At 54.5% G+C, this 9,846-nt stretch carries 1 protein-coding gene; it reads left to right on the top strand.

Going from position 1 to position 9,846, the window contains the following annotated elements; translation table 11 throughout:
- Window positions 1-3 precede the first annotated feature (3 nt).
- Window positions 4-9,804: an amino acid adenylation domain-containing protein gene (locus tag ACWHX8_RS08140; protein ID WP_447971454.1), complete on the top strand. Its 9,801-nt coding sequence runs from the start codon at window positions 4-6 to the stop codon at window positions 9,802-9,804.
- Window positions 9,805-9,846 lie beyond the last annotated feature (42 nt).

Below are 9,846 nucleotides of genomic sequence, written 5' to 3' on the forward strand. Positions count from 1 at the left end.
CTGATGAAAGAGACACTAGAAATTGCAAAAGGTTTGGCAACGTTATCCAGTGAGAAACGAAAAGTCTTTCAAAAAGCCCTACGTGAAAAGGGTTTGGATTGGCGGATGTTACCGATTGTTCCACAACGAAAGACTTCGGAGTTTCTACCTCTTTCCCCTGCTCAACAACGTCTGTGGTTTCTTGAACAGCTCGATCCAGGTCGACCGTTTTATCATCTTTTTTCAAGACTTCGTTTTCGAGGTCAGTTGGATCTTCGTATTCTTGCACGATCGTTCGAAGAAATTGTGCATCGGCATGAAGTGTTACGAACAGCGTTTGTCAGCGTTGAAGGTGAAGGAAAACAGGTTGTCGAGGAAATTCGACTACCTTCGTTTGATGTGACAGATTTGTCGTCGTGTTCGACGTCTCTTCAAGAGATGCGACTCCATGAAATTGAGAAAGTGGAGATGTCTACTCCATTCGATCTTGCCAGACCTCCACTCTTTCGAGTGCGCATTGTGCAATGCGGACACGATGATCATACGGTGATGTTTACAGTACACCACATCGTTTTTGATGCGTGGTCGGTTGGACTGTTGCTTGAGGAACTTCGCGAGGTGTATACCGCGTTTGCCCAAAATCGTACGGTGTCTTTGCCTGACTTGCCGGTTCAGTACACTGATGTGGCCATTTGGCAACACGACTGGATCGAGAGCGAAGAGTTCAAGATTCAGCAAAAGTATTGGGAAACACATCTTGCTGATTTTCCGCCTGTCTTCTCTCTTCCTGTAGACTGTGTACGTCCCGTTCAACAAGGAGGAAGAGGGAAAATAGAAATTCTTGTGTTATCTGAAGCTATGACGCAACAGCTCTATGCATTGTGTCATCAACACAATGTGACGTTGTATATGCTGATGTTGGCTGTCTTCAATATTTTGCTTCACCGGTACAGCGGCTACGACGATATCAGTGTAGGTACTTCCATTGCGAATCGGTCGCGTCCGGAAATTGAACGGTTGGTAGGCTTCTTTGTCAACACGTTGGTTCTGCGAAATGATCTCTCCGGTGATCCACCGTTCCTTGAATTTCTTGAGCGGGTGAAGCAGGTGACGTCAGCCGCCTATACCAATCAGGATATACCGTTTGAAAATCTACTGCAGTATACGGGAGGAAATCGTCAAGGGACTCATGCATCTCTGTTTCGCGTGTTCTTTGTCTTAGAAAACCTTTCAGATCACAGTGGATGGAGTTTGCCTGGTGTGGAGCTTGAGACCTGTGAGGAGAGCATCTACACGGCTCGCTTTGATTTATCCCTACGTATTCGGGAATCCAAAGAACGACAAACAATCCAGTGTGGGTTTGAATATGACGCCGATCTATTCGAATACTCAACCATCATAAGACTACTTGGGCATTATCGTTCGTTGCTAGAGGCCGTCGTGACCCAGCCTGCTTCCCGCCTGTCTGGCTTTTCATTGCTGCCGGGATCAGAACGTGAACAGATTGTGGGAAGATGGAATGACACACATCGTCCGCTGCTTCAAGAGGGCAGTGTTCATCAGTTATTCGAAGATGCCGTGTGTCACCATTCTGAATCCATGGCAGTTGTCTATGAAGACAAGGCCCTGACATATCGCGAGGTAGAGGCTCGCGCGAATCAATTGGCGCATTATCTGCAGACCCTTGGTGTGGGGCCGGATGTGCGAGTGGGGCTCTGTCTGGAACGGTCCTTGGATCTGATTGTGGGGCTGCTGGCAGTGCTGAAGGCAGGCGGAGCGTATGTGCCGCTTGTCCCCACACTCCCACAGGAGCGTCTCCAGTACCTGTTGCGCGACAGTCGAGCGCATATTGTGTTGACCCAGACCCAATGGAGTGCCGTATTTGCCGATACCGGGCTTTCCTGCGTCTGCCTGGATCGCGAGTGGCCCGAGATCTTGGCCTTGTCGGAGCAGCCAGTTGACAGCGCGGTGCGACCGGATAATCTGGCGTACGTGATCTATACCTCGGGCTCGACGGGACAACCGAAGGGCGTCGGGGTCGAACATCGTCAGTTGGTGAATTATCTTCATGGTCTGTGGGTGCGAGTGCCGTTGTCGGTTGACGCTAGTTCCGCCATGCTTTCGACGGTCGCAGCCGATCTCGGTCATACCGCAATCTTTGGAGCGCTCTGTTCAGGTCGCCCGCTACACGTCCTCTCGACAGAGCGAGGGTTTGATCCCAATGCGATGGCGGAATATATGCAGACCCATGCGATCGATGTGTTAAAAGTCACGCCCAGCCATCTACTTGGCCTCTTGGAGGCCACGCAACCAGAACAAGTGCTACCCCGACAGTGTTTGATCCTGGGCGGCGAGGCGGTTCCGCCATCGTTACTCGAGCGAATCCGGGCCCTGAATCCTTCCTGCACGATCATAAACCATTATGGCCCCACCGAGACGACCGTCGGCGTACTGACGCATCCCGTGACGACAGATGACGATAAGCGGGCGCGAGTGCCGATAGGCCGGCCGCTGGCCAATACGCAGGCGTACATTCTGGATCACACGTTTGAACCGACACCGATCGGAATTCCAGGGGAGTTGTATATCGGTGGTCAGGGGGTGGCGCGTGGGTATCTTGAGCGTCCGGCACTGACGGCGGCACGATTTCTGCCGGATCCGTTCAGCCAACAACGAGGTGGACGTTTATACAGGACGGGTGATCGAGCACGCTATTTGGCCGATGGCACAATCGAGTTTTTGGGCCGAGTGGACAACCAAGTGAAGGTGCGGGGTTTTCGGATTGAGCTGGGCGAAATCGAAGCGCAGTTGCGAGGTGAGGCTGGCGTGACGGATGCTGTCGTGGTTGTACGAGAGCATGCGACGGGCGGCTCGCAACTGGTGGCGTATGTGGTAGGGGCACCTGGAGCAAAGATCGATGTTCAGGAGGTTCGGCAACAGCTGGCGCAACGGTTGCCCGACTATATGGTGCCAAGCGCCATCTTGCGTCTCGATGCGTTTCCGCTGACGCCGAATGGGAAGGTGGATCGCACGGCATTACCGGATTCCGACGCGAGCGACGAAGAAGCGACGACGTATGCTGGTCCCTCGAATTCCGCAGAAGCCACGTTAGTCAAGATTTGGACCGAAGTCTTGCGGCGAGAACCGATCGGCATCCACGACAACTTCTTTGAATTGGGCGGAGATTCAATTCTCACGCTACAAGTGATTGCCCGCGCCCACCGACAGGGGCTGAAGTTGACGCCCAAACAGCTCTTTGAATGGCCCACGGTGGCTCAATTGGCCGCCGCCGTGCCGTCGAGTGATGAGCAAATCGTGGTCCCTCCCAATGGTATTCCAGCCGATAGTGACAGCATCACACCTGCGATGCTGCCGTTAGTCACGTTAACACCAGACCAAATTGCGCTTATCGTACAAGCTGTTCCAGGCGGAGCGCGCAATGTCCAAGATATCTACCCCTTGGCACCATTACAAGAAGGGCTGTTCTTTCATCATCTCTTGAGTCCGGATAATGACCCCTATGTGCTGTCAACCCTACTTGGGTTTGATACGCGTGAACGGATGGATGGATTTCTCAGCGCGTTGAAAGCCGTCATTGCGCGGCATGACATTTTGCGAACTGCGATCTGGTGGGAGGGGCTTACAGAGCCAGTTCAAGTTGTCTGGCGTGAAGCGCCTGTGCTTGTTGAAGAAACTCATTTGGGAGCAGATGAAGCGGTGCTGGCGGAACAATTGTGTGGTGATGAGGGCCCGCGCCATTACCGATTCGATATACGGCAAGCGCCATTGCTGCGGGTGTGGAGCGCACGGAACGCGAGTAACGGACAATGGCAGCTCCAGCTCTTCTGGCATCACCTGATCGGGGATCACGTGACGATGGCCCTGCTGACGGAAGAGATTCAGATGATTCAACAGGGAGAACAGGATCGTCTCCAACCCCCAGTACCGTTCAGAAATTTTGTGGCGACAGCGCGGCAAGGGAGGGATGTGGCAGGGGAGGAAGCCTTCTTTACGAAGATGTTGGGGGATGTGGTCGTTCCTACGGCTCCATTTGGCCTACAGAGTTTACAAGGAGATGCGTGGGAGCTTGAGGCTGTGCAACAGTCTGTTGCTGTCAGGTTGGCTCAACGCGTGCGTCAATGTGCTCGTCGTTTAGGAGTGAGTGCTGCGAGCCTATTGCATCTGGCTTGGGCTCAAGTGCTGGCACGGATAACCGGACAAGCGGATGTGGTGTTTGGCACCGTCTTGTTAGGGCGAATGCATGCATCGGGAGGCGTTGAGCGGATGCCGGGGTTATTCATGAATACGTTGCCGGTTCGAGTGAGCGTGGATGAACAGAGTGTGGCGCAAAGCGTTCGAAAGACGCACGAATGTGTAACGCAACTATTGCAGCATGAACATGCGTCCTTGGCTCTGGCGCAACGTTGCAGTGGGGTGGATGCACAAGTGCCGTTATTCACTACCCTCTTGAATTATCGACATAATCAGCCCCGTGCACGCACAGACAAGTCCTTGGTGGACCACGAAATCCAAGGGGAGGGGGAAGGACTCGACGTACTCGGTGGAACAGCCCGAACGCACTATGCAGTGAGTTTAGATGTGGATGATGACGGAAAAAGTTTGACGCTCACAGCACAAGTGGCTATTCCGGGACAAGCTCATCGGCTCTGTGAGTATATGCAGACGGGCTTAGGGAATCTGGTTGAGGCGTTAGAGTCGGCCCCAGAGACGCCAGTGAAACTCATTGACGTGGTACCAGACGGTGAGAGGGCACAATTACTCACAGACTGGAACGCGACCGAGCAGGTGTGGGGTGAGAAGGCGCAGAATGTGGTGGAGGTGTTTGAGGCCCAAGTGACGCAAACGCCAGAGGCCGTGGCCGTGGTCTGTGGTGAGGAGTGCGTGACCTATGCGGAACTGAATGCCCAAGCCAATCAGGTAGCGCAAAACCTAAACGCGTTCGGAGTAGATCTTGAGGTGTTGGTGGGAATCTGTATGGAACGGTCAGTAGAGATGATCGTAGCCTTATTGGGTGTATGGAAAGCCGGGGGGGTGTACTTGCCATTGGACCTTTCATACCCGCAAGCGCGGCTCGCCTTAATCCTCGATGATGCACAACCGGCTGTGGTTCTTACTCAACTGGCTGTTCACCACATGTTACCTCCTTGTCAAGCTCAGGTGTTATGCATAGATAATAGTAGCGTTTTTTCTACTGAAATCTATACAGAAAATGCTCGCTTTCCTGTCAGATCTTACCGCGAATCCCTACAAATGGCGTATATGATCTATACCTCTGGGTCAACTGGTCGACCAAAAGGGGTCATGATTTCACATCGTAGTGCTCTCAACTTCTTGGCCGCAATGGAGGGACAATTTCAGCTAACCAGGAAGGATCGCCTGTTGGCCGTGACTTCTCTCTCCTTTGATATCTCGTTATTGGAACTTTTTTTACCTCTAAGAGTTGGGGGGCAAGTGGTACTGGCGGATACGGAGACTGCTCATGATGGGTTGCGATTGCTCGACATGCTGAATCAGGGGGGCGTGACCATGATGCAAGCGACGCCAGCCACATGGCGGATGTTGTTGGACGTGGGCTGGAAGGGGCAGTCAGGGCTCAAAGTCTTGTGTGGTGGCGAATCACTGTCGACGAAATTAGTAGAGGAATTGGTAATGCGGGAGGTTCGGCTGTGGAATCTCTATGGCCCGACGGAGACGACGGTGTGGTCGACGATGACGTCTGTGACAGAACCCGGCGAGAGGATTTCCATTGGCCGACCAATCGCGAATACGCAGACGTATGTGCTGGATGCCTCGTTCCAGCCGGTGCCGATCGGGGTGTCGGGAGAGTTGTATATCGGGGGGGTAGGCCTGGCGCGCGGGTATTGGCACCGTTCTGAGCTGACAGCTGAGCGCTTTGTCCCGAATCCATTCAGTCCGCAGGGTGGGGAGCGGTTGTATCGGACGGGCGATGTGGCGCGGTATCGGCCAGATGGAATGCTTGAGTGTCTGGGGCGGGTTGATCATCAAGTGAAGCTCCGAGGGTATCGGATTGAGCTGGGCGAGATCGAAGCGCAACTCCGGCAGCAGGAGGGGATTCACGAGGTAGTTGTCGTGGCGCGAGACGGGCACATGGGAGGGAAGGAGTTGATTGGCTATGTGGTGCCGGCGGCAGACGTTCCCTTCGATTTGCAAGCAATGAAAGATGCGTTGACCATGCGTCTCCCAGAGTACATGGTGCCCCGGCAGTGGGTAGAGCTTGACACACTACCCCTTACCCCAAATGGCAAGGTGGATCGGCAGGCGCTGCCGGACCCGGATCGCACGTACCAAATCACCCAGCAATATATGGCGCCACGAACACCAACAGAAGAACTGCTGGCGGGCATCTGGGCCGACCTTTTGAAAGTTGAGCGGATTGGCATCCATGACAATTTCTTTGACCTCGGTGGGCATTCGCTACTGGCCACACAAGTGATGGCGCGGCTGCGAACGGTGTGTGGAGTAGAGGTGCCATTACGAACGCTCTTTGAATTCCCAACCGTGGCGGCGTTGGACGAGGCTGTGGAGACGGCGCAACAGGAGGCATCAGGGGCGATAGGTCTACCTTTACGCCCGATTCCCCGCGAAGGTCCCATGCCATTATCGTTCGCGCAAGAACGATTGTGGGTATTATGGCAACTGGCACCGGATGATCCCTCCTACAACATTCCCGTGGCCTTGCGACTAACAGGGACCCTCAATATCACTGCCTTGGAACAGAGCTTCCAAGAGTTGGCTCGACGCCATGAGGTCTTGCGGACCACCATGCCCTTGATGAATGGCGAGCCACGGCAAGTGATCGCCCCAGGGCAGACGCTATCCTTCTCTATTATGGACTTGCGTCAGTTATCGGACGCCGAGCGAGAGGAGGAAGCGCAGCGCTTGGCGATCACGGAAGCGTCGTCCGGGTTTAATTTGAGCGAAGGGCAGTTGGTGCGCGTGACACTACTTCAATTACGCGCGGAGGAGCATGTGTTGCTGCTAACGCTCCATCATAGTATATCGGACGGGTGGTCGACGCATCTGTTGGTTCGTGAGCTCACCACTATATATGCCGCATATTGTGATGGCCAACCTTCACCGTTGCCGGAACTCTCCCTTCAGTATGCGGATTATGCGCAGTGGCAACGACAGTGGTTGACGGGCGACGTGTTGGCCCGGCAGATGGCGTATTGGGAGGATCGATTGGGCGGGCGCTTACCGGTTTTAGCTTTGCCAACGGATCACCCCCGACCGATGCTGCAAAGCTCGCGGGGTGCGGTGGTCACGGCGGATATCCCCATAACGCTATCGGAACAACTCAAGAGTTTGAGTCGACGCGAAGGTACGACGCTGTTCATGACGCTGCTGACGGGGTTTTATCTGGTGCTGGCGCGGTATACGGGGCAGACGGATCTGATTGTGGGAACACCCATCGCCAATCGCACGCGGGAAGAAATTGAAAACTTGATCGGGTTTTTCGTGAATACGCTGGCAATGCGCATAGAGGTTACGGGAATCGAAACCGTACGGGAGTTGTTGACACGAGTCCGCGACGCCTGCCTGGGGGCCTATGCCCATCAAGACGTGCCGTTTGAGCAGGTAGTGGAAACGCTTCAGCCGGTACGCACCCTGAGTCATTCGCCGATATTTCAAGTGATGTTTGACTTGCAGAATGCACCGGAGGTGGAACTCGAGATTCCGGGGCTAGAGATAACTGCCTTAGAGGTTGAACAGACGACAGCGAAATTTGATCTGAGTCTGTCGCTGCGTGATACGGAACAGGGGCTGGTGAGTACCTTGGAATACAATACGGATCTGTTTGAAGCGAGCACGATGACACGGCTGCTCGTGCATTACGAACAGGTGTTGCACGCGATGATGGCGGACCCGGAGCAGCGGGTTGCCCTAGTGCCTTTGCTGACCCACAAGGAAATGGAGCAACTTCTCACCGCCTGGAACGCGACAGAGCAGGTGTGGGATGAGAAGACGCAGAATGTAGTGGAGTTGTTTGAGGCCCAGGTGGTACGGACGCCGGACGCCGTGGCAGTGGTCTGTGAGGATCAACCTGTAACGTATGCGGAGCTTAATAACCGAGCAAATGTGGTGGCGTATGCGTTAAAGGCCAAGGGTGTGGGCCCAGAAACCCTCGTAGGCATCTGCCTAGAGCGGTCAGTGGCGATGGTGGTGGGGGTGTTGGGCGTGTGGAAAGCCGGTGGCGGGTATGTTCCGTTGGATCCTTCCTACCCACAAGCGCGGCTCGCCTATATTCTTCACGATGCTCATCCAGCTGTCGTTCTGACCCAGCCGTCGTTAGGTCAAGTCTTGCCTCAAGCTGACGCCCAAATGGTGTATCTCGACCAAGATGGCGTGTGTGTGTCTGATGAGGTTGGAGAGCACATGAGTCAGTCTCTCGGGCTTGAACATCATGCCGGGCACACCGCCTATGTAATCTATACGTCGGGGTCGACCGGGCAGCCGAAGGGTGTCATGATCTCGCAGGCCAATGCGCTGAACTTTTTAGCCGCGATGCGGGAGCAACTGGAGCCGACCGCGTCTGATCGTTTGTTGGCTGTGACGTCTCTCTCATTCGATATTTCTCTCCTCGAACTTCTATTGCCGTTGATAGTGGGTGCGCGGGTGATTCTCGCGGATACAGCGATGACACACGATGGCCTGCAGCTACGCGACAAAATCCATGCGAGCCAGGTGACGATGATGCAGGCGACGCCATCGACGTGGCAGATGTTGATAGACGCGGGATGGGACGGCACAGTTGGATTACGTACCCTATGCGGAGGCGAAGCCCTGACGGCCGAATTAGCCTCAGACTTGATCAAACGGAGCGGCCCGGTGTGGAACCTGTATGGCCCGACGGAGACGACAGTGTGGTCGACGATGACGTCTGTGACAGAACCTGGCGAGGGGATTTCCATAGGTCAACCAATCGCGAATACGCAGACGTATGTGCTGGATGCTTCGTTCCAGCCGGTGCCGATCGGGGTGTCGGGAGAGTTGTATATCGGGGGCGTAGGCCTGGCGCGCGGGTATTGGCACCGTCCTGAGCTGACAGCAGAGCGATTTGTGCCGAATCCATTCAGTTCGCGGGGTGGGGAGCGGTTGTATCGGACGGGCGATGTGGCACGGTATCGGCCCGATGGAATGCTTGAATGCCTGGGGCGGGTTGATCATCAAGTGAAGCTTCGAGGGTATCGGATTGAGCTGGGCGAGATCGAAGCGCATCTATTACGGGAGCCGAGCGTGCGTGAGGCAGTTGTGGTCATACAGGAGGAGGGGCCGGGAGGTCCACGGTTGGTGGCCTACTATAGTGTGCACGAAGGCAAGGTGGGGCCAACATCGGCAGTGTGGCGACAGTGGTGTCAGGAGCGGTTGCCGGTGTATATGGTGCCATCGGTGTTTGTGGAGTTAACGGCCTTGCCCCGAACCCCAAATGGCAAGGTGGATCGGCAGGCCTTACTCGTCCCGGATGTGAGTGGAGACGTTGCTGGACAGTATGTGGCTCCGCGGACACCAACAGAAGAACTGCTGGCGGGCATCTGGGCCGACCTTTTAAAAGTTGAGCGAGTGGGCATCCATGACAATTTCTTTGACCTGGGTGGGCATTCGCTGCTGGCGGTGAGAATGGTTTCCTGTTTGAGGGATGAAGGTAATGTGAAACTTGACATCAAGGATATTTTTATGGCGGCAACCGTCTCTGAATTGAGTGTCGTCATCGAAAGCGCAGAAAAAACGTTGACTAAAAGTGATGCAGAATGGATGACGGAATTGCTTGATGCTCTCGAATAATGTGCGTCCATGTAAGAGTTGTTTGTCTTAGAAAATACTCTT

It is taken from the genome of Nitrospira sp. M1 (assembly GCF_965152605.1).

Excerpts from the sequence above, each read along its gene's own strand:
- ACWHX8_RS08140 (WP_447971454.1), top strand. The coding sequence starts at position 4 with ATGAAAGAGACACTAGAAATTGCAAAAGGTTTGGCAACGTTATCCAGT.